Source organism: Microbacterium sp. C23T, from assembly GCF_053345975.1.
Genome location: NZ_JBKFBD010000008.1, coordinates 103748 through 126617 on the forward strand (window position 1 = coordinate 103748; position 22870 = coordinate 126617).

Consider the following 22870-nt stretch of genomic DNA (forward strand, 5'->3'; position numbering starts at 1 on the left):
CACGTCCGTTTCCTTGGGGAGGAAAGCCCATGTCTCGAACCGCCGGCCGACGCCGCAGCTTCACGAAGCTCGCAGCCGGCCTGACCGCGACCGCGGCGCTCACCGTGACGACACTCGTCGTCAGTGCGCTGCCCGCCGCCGCCTTCAAGCCGTACACCCACAACGCCACCGCCGAGAACGCCTACGACGACGTCACCGACGACGGGAAGGTGACCGTCGAAGGCGCCGAGTACACCGTCCGCGCCGAGATCGTCACCGCGCTGCGCAACCAGCCGGCCGCGTACAACGCGGGCGTGATCGGCCCCGACGGGTTCCCCGACCTGGCCTACGGCCAGTCGGCGATCCACCCCGACGAGACGGGCAGGTGGCTGCAGCACATCATGACCGCAGCGTGGGACGCGCAGGACGACACAGGCCGCAGCGCCACCGAGAAGCAGCAGATCCTCGCCTTCGCGTACGGCTTCATGACGCATGCCGCCGGCGACATGTGGGCGCACACGCTGATCAACCAGGTGGCAGAGGGCATCTTCCCAGGCGTCGGCGAGATCCTCGACCTCGAGGACCCGACGGCGCTCGAGATCGCCCTGCGCCACGTGATCGCCGAGGGCTACGTCGGCGATGCGACGGCGGGCTTCGACGGCAACTCCCGGCGTTCGCAGGTCGCGGGCGAGACCGACGAGACCGGACCCGAGTACAGCAACGACTCCACGCCGGCGTTCGAGTACTCCGCGCCGACGGCGTGGATCTACGACACCCTCGTCGACCCGAACAACCCGCTGCCGGTCGGCACGTGCGGCGACGGCATCGACGACGACGGCGACGGGACGGCGGATGACGGATGCCCCGGCCTCGCGTACACCGTGGGCGACGAGCCCGAGCCGAACCGCGGCCCGCTCATCGACTACTTCATCGACCTCAAGGCCAAGCTGCAGGTCGAGCGCGCGGCGATGCAGAAGGACCTCGACTACGAGGACTGCAACATCGTCGACTGGGACTGCTACGAAGTGGTCGAGAACGTCACGGTCGACACGGTGCGCGGCGTGACCGTGAAGCCGGTGACCGTGCAGGAATGCCGGGCCGAGTACTTCTGCGTCACGAGCCCGATCGACGAGGCCGACGATGCGATCGTCAACCCGGCGATCCTCGCCTACCTCGACGCGTGGATCGCCGACATCGACCGCGGTCTGCAGCACTGGCCGGAGCTCGGCGAGGCGCTGTCGAAGACGCTGTTCGACGCCGGCACCTTCCGCGACGCGCAGAACTTCCTGTGCGACGGCGACGCCGAAGAGGGCGAGACCGACGAGGTGCTCGACACCGACCGTGCGAAGTGCGAGGACGGTATCGGCATCTTCCAGGTCGCCGGCTACACGCTCGGCGGGCTGAACGACAGCGACAAGCCCGGCTTCATCAACGAGTACCTGCTGTCGATGCTCGGCGCGCCCGACTTCGTCGGCGAGGTCGTCGAGGAGGGCGGCGCCGTCTTCCTGTGGCTGCAGGACTTGCTGCAGTCGATCATGCCCGACATCGACTTCCTCGACCCGCTGGTCGCCGACGCGAAGGAGCTCGTGCTCGAGCTCGCGTCCGAGGCTCTCGGCTTCGACGTCGAACTGCTGTCGGACTTCCTGAAACACCCGACGCACTGGATGGAGGTCGGCTCGGCCGACATCGACGTGCCGTTCTCGGACAACGACGTGCACGTGGATCTGTTCGACGAGGGCGACCGCGAGTACCTCGACGCCGTCATGGGTCTCGTCGACCCGCTGGTCGGCGACCAGGTCGAGCTGCCGGACGGCACGGTCGTGCCCTCCTCACGCCTGAAGGACAGCGCCCAGTGGACGCTCGAGGACTTCGAGCCCGCCTATGACGCCGTCCAGATGTCGAAGCTCCTGCTGCTCGATGCGAACGGCCTCAACCAGGTCATCTCGGATCACCGCAGCCCGGGCCTCCTGCCGAGCGTGTCGACGGCGATCTACACGGATCCTGCGGGGCGTCCCGCGAACGTCATGATCGACGGGCTCGACGGGCAGCCGTGGCTGCGGAGCATCGACTCCGACCACTCCTGGCGCGCCGATCGCCTGCCTGTCTTCGACTCGCCCGACCCGGGCCACAGTTCGGAGGAGGAGCCCCGGTACGCCGGCACCGGCCAGATGCCGCTGTGGGAGTCGTGCGTCGCGCGCTCGACCTTCCGCGACGTGTTCCGCGACTGGGAGAACGGCGCCTGGTACCTGCCGGGGAAGAACTTCCCCGACCACGGCGACGCCCCGAGCGCGCCGGCGTGGATCGCCGGGTCGCTCAGCGCGGACTTCCAGATCACCGGTGACGAGGCCGTCGTCTCGGGCGTGCAGTGGGTGGGTGTGGACCACACGTTCACCGTCAGCGCCGCCGACGACTCCTTCACGCCGGAGTCGCTGACGACGACGTACGCCGTCCACCCCGCCGGCTCCGAGCCGACGTGGACGACGGTGAACGGTGCGGTCGCCGAGTTCGCCCTGCCGACGGACGCCGATGAGAACCTGGAGTGGGTCATCGAGTGGAAGACGTCGAGCGAGTGCGAGACGGTCACCGGAAGCCAGACGGTCCGCGTCGACCGCACGGCGCCGGTCGTCGACCTGAGTCAGCCGGCTGCCACCGGCTACGACACCGACGACTTCGCGAGCGTGCAGTACACGATCACGGATGCACTGAGCGGGGTCGAGTCGCAGTCCGTCACGTTCGATGGCACCGCGGTGCCGACGGGCTACGTGCTCGACATGTTCACGCTCGACACCGGTACGCACACGGCGGTGGCGACGGCGACCGACTTCGTCGGCAACACCGGCACGGCCACCCGGACATTCACACTGCTGGCCACGACCGAGTCGCTCAGCAACAACCTCACGCGGGCCGTCGCCGAGAAGCTTGTGACCGACCCGAAGGTCGAGAAGGGTCTGCGCGACAAGCTCAACGCGGCGCTCAAGAGCCACGCGACGGGCAAGCATCCGACCGAGGTGAATCAGCTCGGCGCCGTCGTGCAGCAGCTGGAGGGTCAGCGCGGCAAGGGCGTGAATGCGGTGTTCGCACAGCGCATGATCGGCTGGACGAACGATCTGATCGCTGTCCACTGACCCGGTGAGACACCGAGGCGGCCGGTCGGGACTTCCCGGCCGGCCGTCTCACTCTCCGTCGAAACACTCCCCGTTGCCTTCGGAGATCACCTCGATCGTGCCGTCGACGACGGGATCAGGTCGGCGAGGCCCGACTGCTACCCGAAGTCGCCCGGGGCCATGTCGGTGAAGCGGGAGAAGTGGCCCTGGAAGGCGACCGTGATCGTGTCGGTGGGGCCGTTGCGGTGCTTGGCGACGATGAGGTCTGCTTCGCCGGCGCGCGGGGAGTCCTTCTCGTAGGCGGCCTCGCGGTGCAGGAGCACCACCATGTCGGCATCCTGCTCGATCGAGCCCGACTCACGCAGGTCGCTCAGCGCCGGTTTCTTGTCGGCGCGCTGCTCGGCGCCACGATTCAGCTGCGACAGCGCGATGACCGGCACGCCCAGCTCCTTCGCGAGGAGCTTGAGTGCACGCGAGAACTCCGAGACCTCCTGCTGGCGCGACTCGACGCGCTTGCCCGAGGTCATCAGCTGCAGGTAGTCGATGACGACGAGCTTGAGGCCCGCGCGCTGCTTGAGCCGGCGGCATTTCGCGCGGATCTCGACGAGGGTCATGTTGGGGCTGTCGTCGATGTACAGCGGCGCGTCGTTGATGCGGCCACGGGTCGCGGCGACGGTGGTCCAGTCGCGCGAGTCGAGCGTGCCCTTTCGCATCGACTGCAGCGGGATCGCGCCCTCGGCGCTCAAGAGGCGCATCGCGATCTCGCTGCGCCCCATCTCGAGCGAGAAGAAGATCGTCGGCATGTTGGCCTTGATCGCCGCCGAGCGAGCGAAGTCGAGCGCGAGCGTCGACTTACCCATCGCGGGTCGCGCCGCGATGATGATCATCTGACCGGGGTGCAGACCGTTGGTCAGCGCATCGAGACCCGAGAAGCCGGTCGGGATGCCGGTCATCTGGCCGTCGCGACCGCGCGCGGCCTCGATCTCCTCCACCGCGGCATCCACCGCGATCGTGAGCGGCACGTAGTCCTCGGCCTGCTCCGCACCGGTCACCGAGTAGATCTCGGCCTGCGCGTTGTTGACGAGGTCGAGCGCCTCGCCCTGACCCGAGTACCCCATCTGCACGATGCGGGTGCCGGCATCGACGAGGCGACGCAGCAGGGCACGCTCCGACACGATCGAGGCGTAATAGCCGGCGTTCGCGGCGGTCGGCACGATCGAGGTGAGCGTGTGCAGGTAGTCGGCGCCGCCGGCGCGCTGCAGCTCGCCCGTCTTGATGAGCTCGTCGGTGACGGCGACGACGTCCGTCGGCTCACCGTGCGAGTAGAGGGTGAGGATCGCCTCGAAGATCAGCTCGTGCTTGGGCACGTAGAAGTCGGTGCCGCGCAACGTCTCGATGACGTCGGCGACCGCATCCTTGGACAGCAGCATTCCACCCAGGGCGCTCTGCTCGGCGAGCAGATCGTGCGGGGGGGTGCGCTCGAAGTCGCGAGGAGCTCCCATGCGCTCTTCTGAGATGTCGGCGATCGACATAGGCTGCGCGTCCTCCCTACCGTTGTTCACATCATCCGAGCTCTCTCGGCGGTATCGGGACGGCTCGCCGAATCGGCGCGCCTGAGCACGAGCGATCGGCGAGATGCCACGGCATCTCGCCCCCCGCTTGATTCCGTCGTGCGATCGCGGCCGCCGTCGCGTCACCGAACCCAGCACGGAGGCGCGACGCCCGAATGGGCCGCACCCCACGCTAAGGATGGCCCCCGACAGTCGCAACACACCCTGTGGATAACTTTGTGGAGAGTGGGGGAGAAACGCCGTCGCTCCTGTGAACAACCCCTGTGGAGAACCCCCCGTCCTTCTGGGGGTTAAGTCATCGAAATCCCCGCTGACCGGGGCCTGCCCAATCCACAGCCTGTGGAGAGAGATGTGGTTGAAGTCGGGGTTGAAGGTTTGCTCGCGAACACCGTCCTGTGCACAATCGCCCGCCGGCCGTGCGGTCTCCGGATGCCGGGCCGAGACAAAGGGACTCACCGTCCAAAGGGTCTGGACAGACCGAATCGGCAAGGAGTACCCTCGGGGTCCCAGGCACCCTCACGCACGATCCGTCCGGAACGTGCGGCTCTTTCGTCGTGGGAGGTGAACGTGGAGATCGCAACCTCGCAGCTGCCGAGGATCGTGCGGCTGGCCCTCATCGGGGCCGCAACCGCGTTCGCCTGGATCGTCGTCTCGCTGGTCCTCGGCCTCGGCCTCGGACAGGCGCACGCCGACGAGCCCGACGACGCAGGAGCGCTCGGGGGTGCCCTCGGCGCCGTGACCTCGCTGGTCGACACGACCGCCTCGACGGTCACCGGCACCGTCTCGACCGTCACGACCGGCGTGACCAATGCGGTGAACAACGTGGTCGCCGCCGCTCCCGCTCCCGTGCAGCAGCCCGTGAGCCAGGTCGTGCAGACCGTTGGCGCCGTCGTCACGACGGTGACCCAGCCGGTCACGGAGGCCGTCTCGGGTGGTGTCGTGAGCCAGATCGCGGAGCCGGTCGTCGACCTCGTCACCGAGGTGCCGATCGTCGGCGGAATCGTCTCCGGCGTCGGCCTCGACGATGCCGTGACAGACCTCGGCGGCACCGTCGACGCGACGCTCGGTGGCCTCGTCGGCGCCGTCGACGAGACCGGCTCGACGATCGGCCGGCCCCCGGCGACGGGGCTCCCCGCTCTCCCCGCCATCCCCCAGCTTCCCGGCCTCCTCGACCCGTCGGCCGACTCGTCGGCACCGACCGCGATCGCACTTCTCTCCGGGCGGACGGATGCTGCCGCCGCCCTCTTCACGACGACAGCGGGCGCGTTCGGCCACTGGGCTGCCGCATCCGTCTCCGAAGCGGCCACGCGCGCCGCTCTCGTCGCCTCTTCCGCCGCGCTGGTCGCCGGCGGATTCCTCGGCTCTGCAGGCGGACTCTGCCTGTCGATCGCTTCCGCGGGACCCCGTGGTGCGGGTCCCGGCGCCTGGGCGCTCGCTGCCCTCCTTCCGCTCGTCGCACACCGTGCCTGGGTGCGCCGAGCAGGACCGCAGGACGAGCACGCGCCGCCGGCGCCCGCCGGATCCACCGACGTCTCCCCCGACTGATCGGCTCGCCGCCGCTTCTGCTCACCCGAGCGTGAGCGGCAGAGCATCAGCGCGCCCTCCGCGCTGAGCAGCGCGACCCTTCCGCGCTGCGATCCGATCAATCCACAAAAGGGGAACATCATGCGCACTTTCTACAAGCGCGCCCTCTTGGGCACGCTCCTGGCCGGCGGCATCACGCTGCTCGGCGCGACGGTCGCCAACGCGGCCGAGACCACCGGTGACGACGGGCTGCTCTCGGGCAGCCAGGCGATCATCGGCGTCAACCTCCCGATCACGGTCAGCGGCACCTCGCTCTCCGTCCTCGGTGACTCCTCCTCGAGCGGCGCGACCACCGCGGCTCCCGCCCCGGCGGCGGCTCCGGCCGCGTCCACCGGCGGGTCCGACGGCGTCGGCTCGGGCACGCAGGCGCTCGTGTCGGTGAACGTTCCGATCACCGTCAGCGGCAACTCGGTCGCGGTCGTCGGTGACAGCTCATCGACGGATGCTGCGACCGCCGCACCCGCACCCGCGCCGGCTCCGGCCGCCGCGACGTCGGGTGACGACGGCGTGGTCTCGGGCACGCAGGGCCTCGTATCCGTCGCCGCTCCGGTGACGGTGTCGGGCAACGCGATCTCGGTCGTCGGCGACAGCTCGAGCGAGGGTGCGACCACCGCGCCCGCCGCCTCGGGCTCCTCTTCGGGTGCCGATGCGTGGACCGACGGCGAGGACGCGATCCTCGGCGGCACCCAGGTCGTCGCCCCCGTCACCGCGCCTGTCACGGTCACGGGCAACGCGATCTCCGTCCTCGGCGACAGTTCGTCGACGGATGCCGCCACCGCGGCTCCTGCGGCCGGCTCCGCGAACGGCGGCCCGACGGGCACCACGACCGGCGAGGACGCTATCCTCGGCAGCACCCAGGTGCTCGCACCCGTCGCCGCCCCGATCACCGCGGTCGGCAACGCCGTCTCCGTGATCGGCGACAGCTCGAGCGAGGGCGCCGCTGCGGCTCCCCCCGCCGGCTCCGCGAAAGGCGGCCCGACGGGCACCACGACCGGCGAGGACGCGATCCTCGGCGGCACCCAGGTGCTCGCACCGATCGCCGTGCCCGTCACGGTCGTCGGCAACGCGATCTCGGGAGTCGGCGACAGCACCTCCACGGGCGCCGTCGCGACCCCGGGGACCGGCACGGGCGGCACGACCGGCAGCACCGGCGGATCGGGCTCGATCCTCGGCGGGACGCAGATCCTCGCGCCGATCTCGCTGCCCGTCACCATCGGCGGCAACGCGGTCTCGGTGATCGGCGACAGCACCACGGTGGATGCCGTCGTGCCGACCGACCCGACGGACCCGGTCGACCCGACCGACCCGGTCGACCCGGTCGACCCGACCGACCCGACGAACCCGACCACACCGGGGGACACCGGAACCCCGGGCACCGACGGGACCGTCGCCGCGACCGCCTCGGTGGCCGCGATGACCGGCTCGGCGGCTACGGCCGGCACCGCCACTCAGCTCGCCGCGACGGGAGGGACGGGTGTGATGCCGTTCCTGCTGCTCGGGCTCTCGCTGTTCACAGCGGGCGCCATCGCACGCGCGTCGCGGCGGCGCTCCGCGTGAGTCGAGGGGCGCCTCGGCGTTCCCCGGGTGCCCCACCCCTCCGACCCGCGTGAGCACGCGGGAGGGTCGCCTCGGCGGCCCTCCCGCCCTGAACGCCCCCGATCGCGAGTGCCGGCTCTGCCTGGACCGCACCTCGTGATCGGGGGTTCCAGACCCATCTCCGCACCGCGGTGCGCCGGCAACGCCTGGATCGGCGCCCCACGGCAGGAGATGTCACGAGCGGATGCCGCGACCCGGGGGGCTCGCGGCATCCGCCTCGTCATGCCTCCTGCGCCCGCCTCAGCCGCTGCGTTGCGCGGCCGTCGCGTCCTCGCCAGAGTGGAGGAATGCCGCTCCCCGAGCCCTATCGCCTCACCCCCGTCGACGCCGACCGGCTCGAAGACGTCCTCCGCCTCGACACGTGGGCCTTCCCCACGGAACGCTCCGTCGAGGCGCTGCGGGAGCTTCCGAGTCCGCTCAGCTGGGATCGCACGTACGGCGTCGCCCGCGTCGACGACGACGAGGTGCTCGCCGGCTTCCACGGCGCCTATCCGCTGCGCGCCTACCCCGTCCCCGGCGCCGAGATCGCGTGCGGCTGGCTCACGTGGGTCGGCGTGCACCCGGGACACCGGCGGCGCGGCATCCTCCGCGGCATGATCGAGCACCACTTCGCCGACTGCCTCGAGAACGGCGAGGCGATCTCGGGCCTCATGGCGGCCGAGACGCCGATCTACGGCCGCTTCGGCTATGGCATGGCCTCGACCCAGCTCGACCTCACGATCCCGCGCGGCGCTGCGCTGCGCCCGGTGGCCGGGGCCGCCGAGCTCGAGGTCGAGTTGGAGGAATGGGATGCCGAGATCCACGGCGATCTCGTCGCCTCGATCCATCGCGACTACGCGCGGCTGCCGGCTGGCCTCGGCCGCCCGGGCTGGGCGACGCGCGAGACGCCCGAGCAGCGCACCGCCCGCGAAGCCGACCCGCCCGCCTACCGCGGCGGCAAGGAGTCGCTGCGGCTGCTGCTGGTGCGCGATGCCGCCGACAACACGCTCGCCTTCGCAACCTTCCGGCGGACCATGTCGTGGGAGCGCGCCGGCGCCGAGGGCACCGTGCACGTGCGCGAGGCCGTCGCCCTCACCGCGGCCGCGGCCCACCGCATGTGGTCGGTGCTGCTCGACCTCGACCTCACGAGCCGCGTCAAGATCTCGAACCTGCCCATCGACGATCCCATCGTGTCGCTCCTCGTCGACATCCGCCCCGCGGTTCCCGACTACCAGGACAACTCATGGATCCGCATCCTCGACCTGCCGACCGCGCTCGGCCAGCGGCGGTACGCGGGCGACGTCGACGTCGTGCTCGAGGTGACCGACGCGATGCTGCCCGCGAACGCGGGCCGGTGGCGCGTGCGCGCCGCAGCGTGGGAGCACGCGGAGGTGGCAGCATCCGATTCCGAACCGGACCTCGTGCTCGACGTCCGCGAACTCGGAGCGGCACACCTCGGCTCGGTCTCGCTCAGCTCGCTCGCGCAGGCGGGACTCATCGAGGTGCGCACGCCCGAGGCGCTGCGCGCGGCCTCGGCCGCATGGTCGTGGCCGGTCGCCGCCGGCGCGAACTGGATCTTCTGACCCGTGACGTTTGTCACGGGCACATCGTGACGCCTGTGTGAGGGTCGCGCGCGGCCTCGGCGAGACGCTGAGGGCATGGAAACCACACAACCCCTCGTCCGAGCGGCGGCCGCGGTACCGGGTCTCCCGCTCGCCGTCGACGCCACCGCGCTCCGCAAGTCGTTCGGCTCGGTCCACGCCGTCGACGAGGTCACGCTTCAGGTGCGCCCCGGCGAGATCGTCGCCTTCCTCGGCCCGAACGGTGCAGGCAAGACGACCGCCATCGACATGATGCTCGGCCTGTCGAACCCCGACTCGGGCACCGTGACCGTCTTCGGCGAATCGCCCCGCGCGGCCATCGCGCACGGCCTCGTCTCGGCGGTGCTGCAGACGGGCGGACTGCTCAAGGACATCTCGGTGCGCGAGACGCTCGAGCTGACCGCGAGCCTGTTCGCCGACACCCGTCCCGCCGATGAGGTGATGCAGCGTGCCGGCATCGCCGAGATCGCCGACCGTCGCGTCGACCTGTGCTCGGGCGGTCAGCAGCAGCGGCTGCGCTTCGCGATGGCGCTGCTCTCGGACCCCGGCCTGCTCATCCTCGACGAGCCGACCACCGGCATGGATGTCGAGGGGCGGCGCTCGTTCTGGAACGCCATCCGGGCCGACGCCGCCAGGGGTCGCACCGTGCTGTTCGCGACGCACTACCTCGAGGAGGCCGACGAGTACGCCGATCGCATCGTCCTGATGAGCCGCGGACGCATCGTCGCCGACGGGCCGACCGCCGACATCAAGAACATGGTGTCGGGCCGGACCGTGACGGCGACGCTCGCGGACGCCGATCCGGTCGCCCTGGCGGCACTGCCCGGCGTCGACAGCGTCGAAGCGGCGGGCGAGCGACTCACCATCCACACCAGGGACTCGGATGCCGTCGCCCGGCATCTGCTGACCCGCACCGCCGCGCGCGACATCGAGATCGCGGCACAGAACCTCGAGAGCGTCTTCCTCGCCCTCACCTCCGAAGGAACGGCATCATGACCATCACCGCCCCGACCGCAGACCGGGTGTCGCTCGAGCGGCGGGTACGGCCGCTCGGCGGCTTCAACCTCACGTATCTGGGCATCGAGCTCAAGCGCAAGCTCCGCAACCGACGCACGGTGGTGTTCATCGTCGCGTTCCCGATCGTGATGTTCGTCATCATCGGGCTCCCGCTGCGCGACCAGCAGCTCACCGCCACCCCCCTCTCCGAGGGCGGCCCCTCGGTGGCCGCCTACATCATGGTGTCGATGGCGATGTACGGCGCCATGATGTCGGCGACGCAGACCGGTGCGGGCGTGGGCATCGAGCGCGCACAGGGCTGGAGCCGCCAGCTGCGGCTGACCCCGCTGAACCCGATGGTCAACGTGATCATCAAGATGATCGCCGGCATGATGCTGGGCCTCCTCGCCGTCGTCGCGACCTACATCGCAGGCGCGGTCAGCGGCATCCAGCTGGCTCCGGCGCAGTGGATCGCGACGGGACTCAGCGGCTGGCTGCTCGCGAGCGCCGTCTTCACGACGCTCGGACTCATGGTGGGCTACCTCGTGCCCGGCGAGAGCGCAGCGCAGATCACGAGCCTCGCGATCGTGCTGCTGTCGTTCCTCGGCGGCCTCTTCACGCCCCTCAGCGCGATGCCCGACTTCATGCAGACGATCGCCCGGTTCACGCCCGTGTACGGCATCAGCGAGATCACGCGCGCACCGCTGACCGGTGAGCCGTTCGACGTGCTGTGGCTGGTCAACGCTCTCGTGTGGCTCGGCATCTTCGTCGCCGGTGCCGCATGGGCCTTCCGTCGCGACACCAAGCGCGTCTGAACCGCCGCTCCGGCCGCACGACCCGCGAGGCTCGTGCGGCCGGAGCTGTTCCCGTCCGCCACCTGCGAATACGGTGAGAGCCATGCACGCGACGCCTCGCCAGGGCCGCCCGGACACCGACACGGCAGGACCACCGTGGCCCGTTCGCAGGCACGGCGCGGCGACGTGGGCGAGCGGCCGCTTCCCGCGGGCGTTGTGGTCCCGCGCGGCGCTGAGCTGGTACATCGGAGCAGGCGTCGCGCTGGTGTGGCTCGTCAGCCTCGCGCAGGAGGTCGTCGTCCGTTCGGTCTCGCCGGCATCGGTGACGCTCGGCCTCGTCCTCGTCGTCGTTTTCGCGCTCGCGTTCCTCGCCGCGGCGCCCATCGCGTGGACGCTCGACAACCGCGGGCGGCTCGTGGTGTGCGCCGCCCTGTTCGTGCTCTCGTTCGCGCTCTTCCCGTGGCTGGGATGGGGCATCGCCGCCATGTGGACCTACGTCGGCGTGATCGTCGGCATGTGCGTGTTCCCGTGGCAGTGGACGTGGCCGGTGATCCTCGGCCTCGGCGTGCTCGCCCTCGTCACCAACGGGGTGACCCAGGGGTGGGATGAGAACGTGCTCTGGGTGCCCGGGATCATCGTCTCGATCTCGCTCATGATGGCGTCCTTCGCCCGCACGACCGCGACCATGAACCAGCTGCGGCACACGCAGAAGCAGCTCGAGGCGCTGGCGGTCGAGCGGGAGCGCAGCCGCGTGGCCCGCGACATCCATGACATCCTCGGCCACTCGCTCACCGTCGTCACGGTGAAGGCGGAGCTGGCAGGACGGCTCGTTGACGCCGACCCCGAGCGCGCGAAGGCCGAGATCGCCGAGGTCGAGGCGCTCGCGCGTGGCGCTCTCGCCGACGTGCGGGCGACCGTCGCCGGAGTGCGCACCGTGAACGTGAGCGGCGAGCTCGCGGCCGCGCGGGAGGCGCTCGCGGCGGCGGGCATCGCGGCCGAGCTCCCTTCGTCGACGGATGCTGTGCCCGCCGACCGTCGCGAGCTCGCGGGCTGGGTCGTGCGCGAGGGGGTGACCAACGTCGTGCGGCACTCCGGTGCGACGCGCTGCCGGGTGAGCTTCGGCGCGCACGACGTGGAGATCGCGGACGACGGCCGCGGGCCGACGGAGGCGGCCACGACGTCGACCGGACTGGCCGGCCTGCGCGAGCGCGTCGAGGCCGCCGGCGGGCGCCTCACGATCGGGCGCAGCGACCTGGGCGGCTTCAGTCTGCGGGTGACGCTGTGATCCGGCTGCTCCTCGCCGACGACCAGGCGCTCGTGCGCGGCGCTCTGTCGGCGCTCCTCGGCCTCGAGCCCGATATCGAGGTCGTCGCCGAGGTCGGCCGTGGCGACGAGGTCGTCGCGACCGCGCTCGCGTCGCTGCCCGACGTCGCGATGCTCGACATCGAGATGCCCGGGCTGGACGGCATAGCCGCGGCCGCCACCCTGCGCGCCGCGCTGCCGACGTGCCGCGTGCTCATCGTGACGACGTTCGGCCGGCCCGGCTACCTGAAGCGTGCCATGCAGGCGGGCGCCGCCGGCTTCGTCGTGAAGGACACCCCCGCCGCCCAGCTCGCCGACGCCGTCCGCCGCGTCGCCCAGGGGCTGCGGGTCGTCGATCCGGCCCTCGCGGCGGACTCGCTCGCCCAGGGCGACTCGCCCCTCACCGAGCGCGAGACCGATGTGCTGTCGGCCGCCCAGACCGGCGGTTCGATCGCCGACATCGCCCGCATGCTCCACCTGTCGGAGGGCACCGTGCGCAACCACCTGTCCAGCGCCATCGGCAAGACCGGCGGCCGCAACCGCGCCGACGCCGCCCGCCTCGCCCAGGAGAACGGCTGGCTCTGAGCCCACAGACGACGGATGCCGCGAACCCATGGGGTTCGCGGCATCCGTTCGTGCGCCAGGTATTACTTGGCGGCGACCACCTGCAGGGTGATCACGGCGGTGAGGTCGTCGCGGAGGCGAACGGTCGCCTCGTGCTCGCCCACCGACTTGATCGGGGAGGTGATGTGGATCTTGCGCTTGTCGAGCTCGCCGAGACCGGCGGCCTTGACGGCGTCCGCCACGTCGACGGTCTTGACCGCACCGAACAGGCGACCCTCGGCGCCGGCCTTGACGGCCAGGCGGACCTTGTTGGTCTCGAGGTTGTTCTTCAGGGCCACGGCCTCTTCGTGGTCGTGGATCGCGCGCGCCTCGCGGGCGGCGCGGATGGACGCCACCTGCTTCTCGCCACCGCGGGTCCACGCGACCGCGAAGCCCTGGGGGATGAGGTAGTTGCGGGCGAACCCGTTCTTGACCTCGACCACGTCACCGGCGCTACCGAGCCCGGCGACCTCGTTCGTGAGAATGAGCTTTGCCATGTGGGTACTCCTTAGCGGCCAGCGCCGGCGTAAGGCAGGAGCGCCATTTCGCGCGCGTTCTTGATCGCCTTGGCGATCAGACGCTGCTCCTGCACCGAGACACCGGTGATACGACGGGCGCGGATCTTCCCGCGCTCCGAGATGAACTTGCGAAGCGTCGCGACGTCCTTGTAGTCGATGAGACCGACACGGATCGCCTTCGCGGGGGCCGCGTTCTTCGCGCCCTTCCGCGGCTTCCGGCGATCGCCGGTTGCCTTTCCAGCCATGGTGTTTCCTTTACGTTTTCTTGATCGGATGCCTCGTCACGGGGCATCCGGAATCTGCTTCTGAGATCAGGCCGATCAGAACGGGGTGTCGTCGCCGTAGGCGCCCGGGGCCGCCCACGCGTCGCCGCCACCGGCACCGCCGGCGTTCTGCGAACCGGGCGTCGACCACGGCTCGTCGGCGACCTGCGGACGCGACTGACCGCCGCCACCGCCGCCGAAGCTGCCGCCACCGCCGGAGCCGCCCGCTGCGCGCGTGACCTGTGCGGTCGCGTAGCGCAGCGACGGGCCGATCTCGTCGACCTCCAGCTCGATCGCGGTGCGGTTGTTGCCTTCGCGGTCCTGGTAGCTGCGCTGCTTGAGGCGGCCGGTCGCGATGACCCGCATGCCCTTCGTCAGCGAGCCGGCCACGTGCTCGGCGAACTCGCGCCACACGCTCGCGCGGAGGAACAGCGCTTCGCCGTCCTTCCACTCGTTCGCCTGGCGATCGAAGTTGCGAGGCGTCGACGCGATCGTGAAGTTCGCGACAGGGAGACCGTTCTGCGTGTAACGCAGTTCGGGATCAGCCGTGAGGTTGCCCACGACGGTGATGATCGTCTCGCCGGCCATCTGCCTTACGCCTTCGCAGCCTTGGCGGTCTTGCGGGCGGCGCGCTCGTCGGCACGCTGCTTCTCGGAGGCGATCATGGCGATCGCTTCCTCGGCGCGGAGGACCTTGGTGCGCATGATCTGCTCGCTCAGGTTGAGCTGGCGGTCGAGCTCCTGCGTGGTCGCAGCCGTGGCGGTGAAGTTGACGACGGCGTAGATGCCCTCGTTCTTCTTCTGGATCTCGTAAGCAAGACGGCGCTTGCCCCAGATGTCGATGTTCTCGATGGTGCCGCCGTCGGTCGTGATGACCTTCAGGAACTTGTCGAGGTTGGCGCCGACCTGGCGCTCGTCGATCTCGGGGTTCAGGATGACCATGAGTTCGTACTGGTGCGTCACTAACCCACCTCCTTCGGACTAGAACGGCTGTCGGGCATTTCCCGGCAGCAGGAGGGTGTGTAGCACGTCGTCCGACTCGCCGCGCAAGGTTGCGCGTGCGGACAACCCTCCTATGGTACCGGATGCCTCGGCCCACGCCGAATCGCGGGCTCGCGGCATCCGCTCGCTGCATGTTCAGTCCTGGGCGTCGACGCGGATCACCGTCCGGTCGAGGGGCAGCTCGTCCTGTCGGACGCTCGGCTCGAACTCCTCGAAGGGGAGGACGCCGGTCGGCTGGAGGCCGAGGTCGTCGTCCCAGATGCGCTCGGGAACCCAGCCGAGGAGCTCGAACTCGTCGAACACGTACGGCACGCCGTCGGACGGGAAGAACGTCTCAGCGGTCTGCAGGTGGAAGTGCAGGTGGGGCGTCGTCGAGTTGCCGCTGCTGCCGATGAGTCCCAGTTCCTGCCCCTTCTCGACGCGGTCGCCGACCGAGACGCGCACCGACCCGGGATCCATGTGCCCGTACAGCGTGTAGAGGCCGGGTGCGATCTCGACGACGACGTGGTTGCCGACCGTCTCCTCGATGGGAGGGATGGGAGGGGGCTCCGGCAGCGACTCGGTGTTCGGGATGCCGTCGAGCGCCCGCACGACGGTGCCTGCGGCGGCGGCGACGATCGGCTGCCGGTACGTGAAGTAGCTCGTGATCTGCGACGGGTCGCCCTCCCACGTGCGGTGCTCCTCGTCGAGCAGATAGAAGTCGATCGCGAACCGCTGCGGCACGAGGGCCTGCCCGTCGACCGGGGCGAACCCGCGCCGGTGATGGGTGTCGTCGCGGCAGCATCCTTCGCTCATGAGCCAGATGCCGTCCGCGACGGGCACGCCCACCGAGGTCGCCGGACCGGGGTCGATCGCGGCCGTGCCGATCATCACGTCGAACTCGCGCGGGTCCCCTTCGGGCGGCACGATGGCGCCCTGGGCGTGATGCTCGACCGTCGCCGGTACGGCCGTGTCGGCGTCGAGCTGCACGTCGAGCCAGGCGATCCACGTCTCCGCCGGGCCGATGACGACCGATCCCGACCCGGGCTCGCCTCCGGCCGATGATCCGAGCTTCGTCACGTTCTGCGGGAGTCGCTCGTCGCCCTCCGCGAGCAGTGTCGCACCCGTCTCCGCGTCCGCGACCTCGAGACCGTCGAGCCGGAACGGCAGAGTCGTCGCGTTGGTGAGGAGCAGCTCGTAGGTGATGTGGACCTTGTCGTCCGTCCCCGCCACCGGCATCGGCGACGTGATCAGCGAGCTCATCAGCGGCGTGAAGCGCGTTCCCTCATCGAGCGCGCCCAGCTGACCGCCCGCCCCGGGGATGGCGTCGTCGGGGGAGGCGTCCGTGGTCGGCGCAGATTCCGCGGGATCGGAATCCGCGGTGCACCCGACGACCGCCAGCACGGCGACGAGCAGGGCGGCGATCCTCGGGATGCCTCGCGACAGCGTCTTCATGTGAACCACCGTGCCCCATGCCGATCGGATCGGACAGCATGCGCGCAGCCCAGTCCGCCCGCCGCCGTGGTGCACACGCTATCGTCGCCCGCACGACTCCTCAACGGGTGTGCGGCGAGCGTCGTGCTCCGGCTGCGTGGCGGTCACTCCTGCCGCTGCGTGAGCAGCCGGAGGACCCACGCCCGATCGGCATCGGGCCCCGGCGGCGCGAGCGGGTACGCGGGCGGCGTGGCGGAGAAGGAGATCGGATGCCGCACCCCCGGCACCTGCCCATCGCCGGCGTGGGCGACGGGGTCGAGGCCGAGCGCGCGGGCGCGGTCGAACGCCGCGTCCATCGTGAGGATCGGGGCGCAGGGGACCCCGGCCGCCGTGAGCCGGGCCTCCCATTCCGTCGCCGTCTGCGCTGCGAGCGCCCGCTCGAGCACCGGGCGCAGCGCCTCGCGACCCGTGCTGCGATCGGCGTTGCGGAGGAAGCGGGGGTCGGTCGCCGCATCCGGGATCTCCAGCACCAGGCAGAGCCGCTGGAACTGGCCGTCGTTGCCGACCGCGAGGACGAGCTCGCCGTCGGCCGTCGGGAACGGGCCGTACGGGTACACGCTCGGATGGTCGTTGCCGAGCCGCTCGGGCACCACGCCGGCGACCGCGTACGCACCCGACTGGTTGACGAGCGCTGACAGCGCCGACGACAGGAGGTTGACCTCGACGTGCTGCCCCTCGCCGGTGGCATCGCGGTGCCGGAGAGCGGCGAGCGCGCCGAGACCCGCGTGGAGGCCGGTCACGACGTCGACGATCGCGACGCCGGCCTTCGTCGGCTCGCCATCGGGCGCACCGGTGACGCTCATGAGTCCCGACAGCGCCTGGCCGAGCACGTCGTAGCCGGGAAGGGCCGAGTCGGCGCCGAAGCCGGTGATCGAGACGTAAACGACGCGGGGGTTCGCGGCGTGCACCGCCTCGTAGTCGAGACCGAAGCGCGTGAGCCCGCCCGGCTTGAAGTTCGCGATCACGACATCGGCGCGGCGGGCGAGCGTACGGGCGAGGGCGAGGTCCTCGGCGTCGTCGAAGTCGAGCGTGATCGCGCGCTTGCCGCGGTTGACCGACAGATAGTAGGTGGCCTCGCCGTCGCGCGACGGCGGCAGCCAGTGCCGCGTCTCGTCGCCCGCCGGACCCTCGACCTTGACGACCGTGGCGCCGAGGTCGGCCAGCAGCATCGTGCAGTACGGCCCCGCGAGCACGCGCGAGAAGTCCGCGACGAGGAGGCCCGCGAGCGGGCCGGTGGCCTCCTCCGGCTGCCGAGCCTGCCGAGGCGCTGTCATCGGAACGCGCCGAGCCCGGTGAGGTGCTGGCCGAGGATCAGGGTGTGCACCTCGTCGGTGCCCTCATAGGTGCGCACCGACTCGAGGTTCGCCGCGTGCCGGATCGGCGAGTTCTCGAGCAGCACGCCGTCACCGCCCAGGATCGTGCGGGCCTCGCGCGCGATCTCGATCGCCTCGCGCACGTTGTTGAGCTTGCCGAGGGAGATCTGGGTGGGCGTCAGGGTTCCGGCGTCCTTCGCGCGCCCGATCTGCAGCGCCAGGAGGGCGCCCTTCTGCAGTTCGACGACCATGTCGACGAGCTTGCGCTGCGTGAGCTGGAATCCCGCGATCGGCCGGCCGAACTGCTCGCGCCGGAGGGCGTGGCGCAGCGCCGCCTCATAGCTGTCGCGCCCGGCGCCGAGCGCGCCCCACACGATCCCGTACCGCGCGTCGTTGAGCGCCGAGAACGGCCCGCGCAGACCTCGTGCTCCGGGAAGGAGAGCGGATGCCGGCACCCTCACCTCGTCGAAGTCCAGTGCCGTCTGCACGGACGCCCGCATCGAGCCCTTGGGCTCGAGGACCGTGATCTCGAAACCGGGTGCATCCGTGGGCACGATGAAGCCGCGGACGCCGTCGTGGGTCTGCGCCCACACCACCGCGAGCTGGGCGACCGACGCGAGGCCGATCCAGCGCTTCGCGCCCGTGATCACCCAGTCCTCGCCATCGCGGCGGGCGAACGTCGTCATGCTCGACGGGTCGGAGCCGGCGCCCGGCTCGGTGAGCCCGAACGCGCCGATCACCTCACCCGTCGCCATCGGCGGCAGCCACTCCTGCTTCTGCTCCTCGCTGCCCCAGCGGTGGATCGAGCCCATCGCGAGCGAGCCCTGCACCGAGACGAACGTGCGGATGCCCGAGTCGCCGGCCTCGAGCTCGAGCGCGGCCAGGCCGTACTCGACGGCGCTGCGGCCGGGGCATCCGTATCCGTCCAGCTCCATCCCGAGCACTCCGAGGCGTCCGAGCGCGGGGGCCAGCTCGACGGGGAAACGGGCCCGGTCGAACCACTCCGCGATGTGCGGGCGCAGCTCGGCGTCGACGAACGCGCGCACCCGATCGCGGACGGCCCGCTCGTCGGGGCTCAGCTGCGCATCGATGCCGAGGACATCGGATGCCTCGCGCAACGCGGCGAGATCGTCGGGGTCACGGCGGACATCGGTCACGGCGCCTCCTCGCGTCGGTGCGCGCTCGCGCGCTTCTGCGTCGATTCTCCCCGATGCCGGGACCCGCCCGCTCTCGCCTCGTGACCGTTCCAGGCGATATGTTCACGGGAACCACGGCATGGGCGGGCCGGGCGGGTCAGAGCCGATCCGCGCAAGCGATTATCGATTATGCTGACGAAACACGCTCCAACGATGGGACCACGGATGCCTCACTCGACCACCCTCGTCTTCGCCGGCGATTCGATCACCGACGCCGGCCGCGACCGCGCCGACGCCACGTCGCTGGGGGACGGGTACGTGCGGCTCATCGCGGAGGCGGTCGGCGAGGGCGCTGTCGTCGTCAACAAGGGCATCTCGGGCGATCGCGCCGTCGACCTCGCCGCGCGCTGGGATGACGTGCTCGCCGCGGAGCCCACCGTGCTCACGGTCTACGTCGGCGTGAACGATATGTGGCGCCGCTTCGACTCCGACGACCCCACCTCCGTCGAGGACTTCGAGTCGACCGTCACGGCGCTGCTCGAGGCGGCCCGCGCGGCCGGCGTCGAGCGGTTCCTCCTCGTCGAGCCCTTCTTCGTGCCGGTGAGCGACGGCCAGGCCGCGTGGCTCGAGGACCTCGACCCGAAGCGGGCCGCGGTACGTCGCCTCGCGGAACGGTTCGACGCGACGCTCGTCGAGCTGCACGACGGCGTCGGCGCGGCCGCCGCCGAGCACGGCCCCGGGGCCATCGCGCCCGACGGCGTGCACCCGACGCCGCAGGGCGCCGCCATCATCGCCGACGCGTGGCTGGCGGCGTACGCCGCCGCGCCCGTCGGCGCCACAACCACGGGGGTCGCACCATGACCGATGCACTGAGCGCCGTGACCGAGCTGAAGCGCGGTCTGCTCTCCGACCAGATCTATGAGCTCGTCAAGACGATGATCAAGGACGGCTCGCTCGCCCCCGGCGAGCAGCTCGTCGAATCGCAGCTCGCGCGGCGGCTCCAGGTGAGTCAGGCGCCTGTCCGCGACGCGCTCAAGCAGCTCGCCCACGAGGGCCTGGTCACCCACGTGCGCCACCAGGGCAACTTCGTGACGAGCTACACCGACGAGGAGGTCGCGCAGGCGAAGGTCGCCCGCGCCGAGCTCGAGTCGATCGCCGGCCGCCTCGCGTGCGGCGCGCTCGATGCCGGGACGCACCAGCGCCTCGAAGACCTCATCGCCCAGATGCACGACGCGGCCGACGCGAAGGACCTCGGCGTGTTCCGCGAGCTCGACTTCGCGTTCCACCGCGGCGTGATCGAGGGCAGCGGCAACGCCTACCTCCCGCGCATGTGGGACATCATCGAGCCGAGCCTGCGCTCGCTCCACGTACTCGGCGACCCGTCGTTCCCGGGCGACTGGCACGACGTCGCCGAGTGGCATCGGAGCCTCCTCGAGGCGCTCGACGCGGGCGACCCCGACGCGGCCGCCGCTCTGTTCCACGCCCACGCGGCCGGCACCCTCCTTCCGGACGAGTCCGAGGGCGCGTAGCCCCGCGGGTCACACGCGGTAGAGCGCGCGGGTGGTCCCGCCCCAGAAGGCGTCGGGGCGCGAGCCCCAGGCCCGCTCGACGTCGTCGACCAGTTGCGGATAAGAGAGGTATCGCGCCGAAATCGGCCAGTCGCTGCCGAACACCAGCCGTGAGACCCCGAAGGCGTTGACAGCCGTCGCGGCGAGCGAGGCCAGCCGTTCGTCGTCGCCCGGTCGGGTCGCGACTCCGGAGAACTTCGCGAACGTGTTCGGCCGCCGGGCCGCGCGGCGCAGCGACTCCTCCCACGCCACGTCGGGTGCGCCCGCCCCGAGGCCGAGATGGCAGAGCACGACGGACGTGCGCGGATGCTGCGCCGCGACGCGCGCGACGGCCTCGAGCTGCGCGGGCCGCACGAGGAACTCCACGACGCGTCCCGTGTCGGCCGCGCCCTCGCACAGCGCGTCGAGCCCGGCGACGTCGGAGAGGTCGACGGCGCCGGCAGGAGCGGCCACGCGGACGCCGGCGATCCCCTCATCGAGCACGACGTCGGCGAGACCCGCCCACCCGGCGCCCGGCGCGAACTGCAGCACCGCCGCACGGATGACGGGATCATGCTGGGCGAGGTCGCGGAGCCACGTCATCTCGGCGAGCGTGTCGGCCGCCTGCACGGCCACGGCACCCTCGAGCGGACGGGCGACGGCGGCCGCGGTATCCGTCAGTCCTTCCGTCGTGGCCGCCCTCGGCAGCGCGAGGTCGTCGCGGAACCACGAGAGCGGGAACCGGTCGAGGTCCCACACGTGGACGTGCGCGTCGACGATGCCGTCGCTCACACGCGGCCGGCCCCGGCGAGCTCCGCCAGCTCGTGCCACAGCTCGTCGGGGATCGCGACGTGCTCGGCGGCCGCGAAGTCGTCGACCTCGGCCGCCGTGCGGGCGCCGACGACGACCGCCTCGACGGCGGGCAGGCGCAGCGGGTAGCGCGCCGCCACGTGCCGCAGCAGTACGCCCCGGTCCGCGCAGATCGCGGCGAGCCGCAGCGCACGTTCGCGCAGCCCGGCCGGAGCCTCGCGGTAGTCGAAGTACGGTGCAGCCACCGGATCGGCGAGGATGCCCGAGTTGAACACGCCCGCCGCGATCACGCCGACACCGCGGCGAGCGGCCTCCGGCAGCAGCTCGTCTTCGCCGCGATGGTCGAGCAGGGTCGTGCGACCCGCGATCATGACGACGTCGACGTCGGCCTCGCGCACGAACCGCGTCAGCGGCTCGGGCCACACCATGCCCACCCCGATCGCCCGCACGACCCCCTGCGCGCGCAGGTCGGCGAGCGCGGGCATCGCGTCGGCGAGCGCCTCATCGACGTCCAGCGGATCGTGCAGGTACAGCAGGTCGATGCGGTCGGTCCTTAGGCGCGCGAGACTCCCCTCGAGACTGCGCAGCACGCCGTCGCGCGACAGATCGCCGACGGTGTCGACGCCGATCCCGCCGGTCGGCACGGTCTCGCCGGACGCGTCGACGACCCGCCGCCCGACCTTCGTCGCGATCGCGACGGTGTCGCGGTCGACTCCGGCGAGCGCGCGACCCAGCCGCGCCTCGCTCGCGCCGGCGCCGTAGTGCGGAGCCGTGTCGAAGAAGCGGATGCCGCGGACCAGCGCCGCCGCGACTGTCGCCTCGGCTTCGGACTCGGCGACCGCCTGGAACAGGTTGCCGATCGGCGCGCAGCCGAGACCGAACGTGTCGGACGCGCCCGGAGCCGGCGTCAGCGGGCGAAGGCCTGCACGGAACGCCACTGCTCGTACTCCTCCCGCGAGTCTGGTGTGAGGGGGTAGTAGTCGCTGAGCCGCGCGCCCTCGTCGAGGCGCAGGCGGCTGAAGACCTCCCAGTCCTCGTGGTCCTGCGCGGACTCCACGACGGACCCGGCCATCGCCTGCGGAACGATCACCGGGCCGTCGCCGTCGGCGATCACGATGTCGCCCGGCATGCACAGCGCGCCGCCGACGGCGACCGGCACGTCGTACGCCCACGGGAACAGATCGGTCTGCGACGCGTAATGCGGCGTCGTGCCCGTCGACCACACCGGCAGGCCGAGGTCCTTGATGCGGTCGGAGTCGCGGATGCGCCCGTCGACCACGATGCCCACGCCGCCCTTGCGGAGGAAGTAGCGCGCGAGGATGTCGCCGATGCAGCCGGAGTACCGGCTCCCGAACGCCTGGATCACGAGCACGTCGCCGGGCTTGACTTCCTCGAGGACGTGCCAGAGGGCGGTGTGGCGCTCGACGTACTCCTGGCCGTGACCCGATGCGAGATCCTCGCGCTGCGGCATGAACTGCAGCGTGATGGCCGAGCCGACGATGCGCTGCCCTTCGGCGAGCGGGCGCGGACCCTCGACGAACGAGCGCGAGATGCCCATGCCGTGCAGCTTCGCGCAGGCGGTCGCCGACGACACCCGCTCGAGTCCGCGCAGCGTGTCGGGGTCGGCGCGCTGGTACGCGCCGCCGCGCACCGGCAGATCGAACGTGGGCCGCGGGAACGGGGCTCTGGAATCGGACATG

21 protein-coding genes are annotated in these 22870 nt (G+C 71.1%); 10 read left to right on the forward strand and 11 right to left on the reverse strand.

Going from position 1 to position 22870, the window contains the following annotated elements; genetic code table 11:
• Positions 1 to 29 precede the first annotated feature (29 nt).
• The gene (locus ACLBXX_RS06535; RefSeq protein ID WP_447657366.1) at positions 30 to 3104 is read left to right on the forward strand and encodes a hypothetical protein; all 3075 of its coding nucleotides are present in this window, start codon (positions 30 to 32) and stop codon (positions 3102 to 3104) included.
• Between the two features lie 137 nt (positions 3105 to 3241).
• Here the strand turns inward: ACLBXX_RS06535 and dnaB are convergent, their stop codons facing one another.
• Positions 3242 to 4615 (reverse strand): replicative DNA helicase, encoded by a 1374-nt coding sequence (gene dnaB / locus ACLBXX_RS06540; protein ID WP_375870274.1) that lies wholly within the window; start codon positions 4613 to 4615, stop codon positions 3242 to 3244.
• A 606-nt stretch (positions 4616 to 5221) separates the two neighbouring features.
• Between dnaB and ACLBXX_RS06545 the strand changes: the two genes are divergently transcribed.
• The 7 genes from ACLBXX_RS06545 to ACLBXX_RS06575 all read left to right on the forward strand — a co-directional run bounded on the left by ACLBXX_RS06545 (position 5222) and on the right by ACLBXX_RS06575 (position 13091).
• Entirely contained in the window at positions 5222 to 6199 is a 978-nt protein-coding gene (locus ACLBXX_RS06545; protein ID WP_447657367.1) for a hypothetical protein, read from the forward strand.
• A gap of 120 nt (positions 6200 to 6319) precedes the next feature.
• Positions 6320 to 7795, forward strand: a complete 1476-nt coding sequence (locus tag ACLBXX_RS06550; protein ID WP_447657368.1) for a chaplin family protein — start codon at positions 6320 to 6322, stop codon at positions 7793 to 7795.
• Positions 7796 to 8121: 326 nt separating this feature from the next.
• On the forward strand, positions 8122 to 9396 hold the full coding sequence (locus ACLBXX_RS06555) for a GNAT family N-acetyltransferase (protein WP_447657369.1): 1275 nt from the start codon (positions 8122 to 8124) through the stop codon (positions 9394 to 9396).
• Positions 9397 to 9471: 75 nt separating this feature from the next.
• Positions 9472 to 10410, forward strand: a complete 939-nt coding sequence (locus ACLBXX_RS06560; protein ID WP_447657370.1) for an ABC transporter ATP-binding protein — start codon at positions 9472 to 9474, stop codon at positions 10408 to 10410.
• Positions 10407 to 11225 carry an ABC transporter permease gene (locus tag ACLBXX_RS06565; RefSeq protein ID WP_447657371.1) on the forward strand — a complete coding sequence of 273 codons (819 nt, stop codon included), beginning with the start codon at positions 10407 to 10409 and terminating at the stop codon, positions 11223 to 11225. Before ACLBXX_RS06560 ends, ACLBXX_RS06565 begins: the two co-directional genes overlap by 4 nt.
• Before the next feature lie 82 nt (positions 11226 to 11307).
• Complete coding sequence (locus ACLBXX_RS06570) at positions 11308 to 12489, forward strand: sensor histidine kinase (RefSeq protein ID WP_387142414.1); 1182 nt, start codon at positions 11308 to 11310, stop codon at positions 12487 to 12489.
• The gene (locus tag ACLBXX_RS06575; RefSeq protein ID WP_447657372.1) at positions 12486 to 13091 is read left to right on the forward strand and encodes a response regulator transcription factor; all 606 of its coding nucleotides are present in this window, start codon (positions 12486 to 12488) and stop codon (positions 13089 to 13091) included. Before ACLBXX_RS06570 ends, ACLBXX_RS06575 begins: the two co-directional genes overlap by 4 nt.
• Positions 13092 to 13153: 62 nt before the next feature.
• Here the strand turns inward: ACLBXX_RS06575 and rplI are convergent, their stop codons facing one another.
• The 7 genes from rplI to ACLBXX_RS06610 form a co-directional block, all read right to left on the reverse strand.
• Positions 13154 to 13606: a 50S ribosomal protein L9 gene (rplI, locus tag ACLBXX_RS06580; protein WP_387142420.1), complete on the reverse strand. Its 453-nt coding sequence runs from the start codon at positions 13604 to 13606 to the stop codon at positions 13154 to 13156.
• An 11-nt stretch (positions 13607 to 13617) separates the two neighbouring features.
• Complete coding sequence (gene rpsR / locus ACLBXX_RS06585; RefSeq protein ID WP_045301896.1) at positions 13618 to 13872, reverse strand: 30S ribosomal protein S18; 255 nt, start codon at positions 13870 to 13872, stop codon at positions 13618 to 13620.
• 75 nt (positions 13873 to 13947) lie between these two features.
• Positions 13948 to 14478 carry a single-stranded DNA-binding protein gene (locus tag ACLBXX_RS06590; protein ID WP_310286801.1) on the reverse strand — a complete coding sequence of 177 codons (531 nt, stop codon included), beginning with the start codon at positions 14476 to 14478 and terminating at the stop codon, positions 13948 to 13950.
• 5 nt (positions 14479 to 14483) lie between these two features.
• Entirely contained in the window at positions 14484 to 14852 is a 369-nt protein-coding gene (gene rpsF / locus ACLBXX_RS06595; protein WP_045301900.1) for a 30S ribosomal protein S6, read from the reverse strand.
• Positions 14853 to 15026: 174 nt separating this feature from the next.
• Positions 15027 to 16325, reverse strand: coding sequence for a M23 family metallopeptidase (locus tag ACLBXX_RS06600; protein WP_447657373.1), 1299 nt, complete (start codon positions 16323 to 16325; stop codon positions 15027 to 15029).
• Between the two features lie 143 nt (positions 16326 to 16468).
• A complete protein-coding gene (locus ACLBXX_RS06605) occupies positions 16469 to 17638 on the reverse strand; it encodes a CaiB/BaiF CoA transferase family protein (protein WP_447657374.1) in 1170 nt (389 codons plus the stop codon).
• Positions 17635 to 18834, reverse strand: a complete 1200-nt coding sequence (locus tag ACLBXX_RS06610; RefSeq protein ID WP_447657375.1) for an acyl-CoA dehydrogenase family protein — start codon at positions 18832 to 18834, stop codon at positions 17635 to 17637. Before ACLBXX_RS06610 ends, ACLBXX_RS06605 begins: the two co-directional genes overlap by 4 nt.
• Positions 18835 to 19038: 204 nt before the next feature.
• On the opposite strand from ACLBXX_RS06610, the gene ACLBXX_RS06615 reads away from it, so the two are divergent.
• Positions 19039 to 19674, forward strand: coding sequence for a GDSL-type esterase/lipase family protein (locus ACLBXX_RS06615; RefSeq protein WP_447657376.1), 636 nt, complete (start codon positions 19039 to 19041; stop codon positions 19672 to 19674).
• The gene (locus ACLBXX_RS06620; RefSeq protein ID WP_447657377.1) at positions 19671 to 20342 is read left to right on the forward strand and encodes a GntR family transcriptional regulator; all 672 of its coding nucleotides are present in this window, start codon (positions 19671 to 19673) and stop codon (positions 20340 to 20342) included. Before ACLBXX_RS06615 ends, ACLBXX_RS06620 begins: the two co-directional genes overlap by 4 nt.
• Positions 20343 to 20351: 9 nt before the next feature.
• Here the strand turns inward: ACLBXX_RS06620 and ACLBXX_RS06625 are convergent, their stop codons facing one another.
• Genes ACLBXX_RS06625 through ACLBXX_RS06635 form a run of 3 tightly spaced genes read right to left on the reverse strand, consistent with a single transcriptional unit; the run spans position 20352 to position 22869 of the window.
• Entirely contained in the window at positions 20352 to 21152 is an 801-nt protein-coding gene (locus ACLBXX_RS06625; protein WP_447657378.1) for an amidohydrolase family protein, read from the reverse strand.
• Positions 21149 to 22108: an aldo/keto reductase gene (locus ACLBXX_RS06630; protein ID WP_447657379.1), complete on the reverse strand. Its 960-nt coding sequence runs from the start codon at positions 22106 to 22108 to the stop codon at positions 21149 to 21151. The genes ACLBXX_RS06625 and ACLBXX_RS06630 overlap by 4 nt, the downstream gene beginning before the upstream one ends.
• Complete coding sequence (locus tag ACLBXX_RS06635; protein ID WP_447657380.1) at positions 22078 to 22869, reverse strand: RraA family protein; 792 nt, start codon at positions 22867 to 22869, stop codon at positions 22078 to 22080. Before ACLBXX_RS06635 ends, ACLBXX_RS06630 begins: the two co-directional genes overlap by 31 nt.
• Position 22870: the final 1 nt, after the last annotated feature.

What these genes read in the sequence shown, in the direction of transcription:
- ACLBXX_RS06535 (WP_447657366.1), top strand. Translation starts at nt 30, where the DNA reads ATGTCTCGAACCGCCGGCCGACGCCGCAGCTTCACGAAGCTCGCAGCC.
- dnaB (WP_375870274.1), bottom strand. Translation starts at nt 4,615, where the DNA reads ATGTCGATCGCCGACATCTCAGAAGAGCGCATGGGAGCTCCTCGCGAC.
- ACLBXX_RS06550 (WP_447657368.1), top strand. Translation starts at nt 6,320, where the DNA reads ATGCGCACTTTCTACAAGCGCGCCCTCTTGGGCACGCTCCTGGCCGGC.
- ACLBXX_RS06555 (WP_447657369.1), top strand. Translation starts at nt 8,122, where the DNA reads ATGCCGCTCCCCGAGCCCTATCGCCTCACCCCCGTCGACGCCGACCGG.
- ACLBXX_RS06560 (WP_447657370.1), top strand. Translation starts at nt 9,472, where the DNA reads ATGGAAACCACACAACCCCTCGTCCGAGCGGCGGCCGCGGTACCGGGT.
- ACLBXX_RS06565 (WP_447657371.1), top strand. Translation starts at nt 10,407, where the DNA reads ATGACCATCACCGCCCCGACCGCAGACCGGGTGTCGCTCGAGCGGCGG.
- ACLBXX_RS06570 (WP_387142414.1), top strand. Translation starts at nt 11,308, where the DNA reads ATGCACGCGACGCCTCGCCAGGGCCGCCCGGACACCGACACGGCAGGA.
- rplI (WP_387142420.1), bottom strand. Translation starts at nt 13,606, where the DNA reads ATGGCAAAGCTCATTCTCACGAACGAGGTCGCCGGGCTCGGTAGCGCC.
- rpsR (WP_045301896.1), bottom strand. Translation starts at nt 13,872, where the DNA reads ATGGCTGGAAAGGCAACCGGCGATCGCCGGAAGCCGCGGAAGGGCGCG.
- ACLBXX_RS06590 (WP_310286801.1), bottom strand. Translation starts at nt 14,478, where the DNA reads ATGGCCGGCGAGACGATCATCACCGTCGTGGGCAACCTCACGGCTGAT.
- ACLBXX_RS06600 (WP_447657373.1), bottom strand. Translation starts at nt 16,325, where the DNA reads ATGAAGACGCTGTCGCGAGGCATCCCGAGGATCGCCGCCCTGCTCGTC.
- ACLBXX_RS06605 (WP_447657374.1), bottom strand. Translation starts at nt 17,638, where the DNA reads ATGACAGCGCCTCGGCAGGCTCGGCAGCCGGAGGAGGCCACCGGCCCG.
- ACLBXX_RS06615 (WP_447657376.1), top strand. Translation starts at nt 19,039, where the DNA reads ATGCCTCACTCGACCACCCTCGTCTTCGCCGGCGATTCGATCACCGAC.
- ACLBXX_RS06620 (WP_447657377.1), top strand. Translation starts at nt 19,671, where the DNA reads ATGACCGATGCACTGAGCGCCGTGACCGAGCTGAAGCGCGGTCTGCTC.
- ACLBXX_RS06635 (WP_447657380.1), bottom strand. Translation starts at nt 22,869, where the DNA reads ATGTCCGATTCCAGAGCCCCGTTCCCGCGGCCCACGTTCGATCTGCCG.